This window comes from Ideonella azotifigens, assembly GCF_006519715.1.
Lineage (GTDB): Bacteria > Pseudomonadota > Gammaproteobacteria > Burkholderiales > Burkholderiaceae_C > Ideonella > Ideonella azotifigens.
The window spans coordinates 1-2,299 of record NZ_VIDT01000790.1; the positions used below are offsets into that span (position 1 = coordinate 1).

A 2,299-nucleotide genomic window follows, 5' to 3' on the forward strand; every position below is an offset into this window, starting at 1 on the left:
CTACGTGGGCCTGGCCGCCGCGCTGGCCAACGAGCCGCAGGTGCTGCAAGGCCTGAAAGCCCAGCTGGACGAACATCGCCTGGCCCTGCCGCTGTTCGACACCGACCGCTACGCCCGCGACTACGAAGCCCTGCTGCAGCGCATGTTCGACCGCCAGCAGGCAGGCTTGCCGCCCACGGCACTCGCCGCAGCCTGAAGACGATAAGGCGCCGCTTGGCCCGTCTCATCGCGCTTTAGTTCACGGCGAGCGCAGGCACCATCGCCTCAGCGCTGGCAGTTGCCGCCGGCGGCCGAGGAACCCTGCGTATGCAACTGCCCCCCGTACACCTGGCCATCATCCAGCCGGCCGGCTATGTCCATTCGCTGGGCTTCCTGGACCAGGCGCGCTATTTCCGCCACCAGTTCACGCGCATGGGCGCGGAGGTGACGATTGCCAAGAACCGGTTGCGCGAGGACGCGGTGAACCTGGTCTTCGGCGCCCACCTGGGCTTTCCCGCCGACTGGCAGCGCCGCCACGCCTGCGTGTTCGTCAACCTGGAACAGCTGGGTGACGGTGGCGCACGCGTCAGCAACGATTACCTGAATCTCTTGCGCGGCGCCGCGGTGGTGGACTACGACGCCGCCAACGTCGCCAGCTACTGCAGCGAGCCGCAGGACGTGCCCATCGTGCCCTTCGGCCACGCGCCCTACCTGGCCGACGGCACCGCACTGCCGCTGCAAGAGCGCCCCATCGACCTGCTGTTCTTCGGCAGCATGAACCCGCGCCGCCAGGCCTTCATCCAGCGGGTGGAAGCCTGCGGCTGGAACGTCGCCAACTTCGACCACCCGCTGTACGGCCCCGAGCGCGACCATTTCGTGCGCCAGGCCAAGGCGGTGCTGAACTGCCATTTCTACGAAAGCAGCCGCTTCGAGCAGGCGCGTGCCTTCCATGCGATGTCGCTGGGCACGCCCGTCATCTCCGAACGCGGCCCGCAGACCCGGCCGAGTGCCGCCTTCGACGAGTCGGTCTTCTGGCTGCGTGAGGGCGAACTCGAAAACTTCTTCCAGCACCAGTTCGCCAGGCCCGTCTTCTTCGCGCAGGCAGAAGCCAGGCTGGCCGCCTTCGCACGCCACGACACCATCGACGCCTATGCCGACCTGCTGGCCTTTGCCGCCGGCTTCTTCCAGGCCTGGGGCAAGACCCGCGCGGCCGAACCATGGAAGCCCACGCGTGTGAACCTGGGTTCCGGCAAGGACTACAAGCCCGGCTGGCTGAACATCGACATCCTGGCCCGCGCCCAGCCCGACCTGGTGCTGGACCTGGGCCAGGCGCAAAGCTTCCCGCTGACGCTGCAAGGCGAGCGCGGCGCCGAGATCCTGCTGGCCCCCGACAGCCTGGACCTGCTCTACGCCAACAACGTGCTGGAGCATGTGCCCGACCTGCCGATGCTGATGGGCAACGCGCTGACGCTGCTCAAGGAAGGCGGCGAATTCCAGATCGAGGTGCCTTACGAAAAGGCGCTCACGGCCTGGCAGGACCCCACGCACCTGCGCGCATTGAACGAGAACTCCTGGCTCTACTACACCGACTGGTTCTGGTACCTGGGCTGGTTCGAGCACCGCTTCGAGGTCGCCCAGTCGCAGTGGCTGGACATGCAGACCAAGCCTTGCAACAAGGAACAGGCGGCGTTCATGAAGATGACGCTGCGCAAGATCGCCACCACGCCGCGCGAGCGCACCGTGGCCCGCGCGATGCAGGCCGATTTCGGCGGCATTGCCGATGACAGCTGGGTGTTCACCGAAGCTGCCGCCCACCCGATTCCGACCGAGGAGGTGCTGTGATGCAGCCCCATGCAGAAGTGATGGCCGTGCTGGCCTTCGAACACCCGAACAATGCCGTGACCAGTGTGGCCGAGCGCATGGCGGCCGGACTGGTCTGCCAGGGCCTGAACGCACGTGTCTTCACGCTGCCGGGCGACGCGCAGGCGCTGGCCGCCGTGCCGCCGCAGCAGATGCTGGGTGTGCTGTCGCTGGGCCCGATGCCGCTGGCCACAGAGATCGACGGCCGCCCGCTGTGGGAACACTTCGGCCGCTCGCCCGTCTCGGTCTACCTGCTGGACGCGCTGCTCTACGACCTGGCCCGCGTGCCGGTGATGAAGGAATTCCTGGCCGACGCCGCCAGCCAGCCCCGCCTCTCGCTGATCTCGCCCGAAGCCGGCTACCGCGACTGGCTGGGCGGCACGCTGCCGGTGGCCTGGCGCTACCTGCCGTTTGCCGCCTTCCCGCAGCTGGCCCTGCCCGGCACTGCAGAAGCCACGCC

At 67.9% G+C, this 2,299-nt stretch carries 3 protein-coding genes; all 3 read left to right on the top strand.

The features are described from left to right. The coding region (locus FKP22_RS32910) for a hypothetical protein (RefSeq protein WP_211361620.1) at positions 1-196 on the top strand (196 nt) is incomplete at its 5' end. Positions 197-306: 110 nt separating this feature from the next. Beyond that, positions 307-1,821: a methyltransferase domain-containing protein gene (locus FKP22_RS27680; RefSeq protein ID WP_141291210.1), complete on the top strand. Its 1,515-nt coding sequence runs from the start codon at positions 307-309 to the stop codon at positions 1,819-1,821. Further along, a partial coding sequence (locus FKP22_RS27685; RefSeq protein ID WP_141291213.1) for a hypothetical protein occupies positions 1,821-2,299 on the top strand: 479 nt, incomplete at its 3' end. The genes FKP22_RS27680 and FKP22_RS27685, both read left to right, overlap by 1 nt.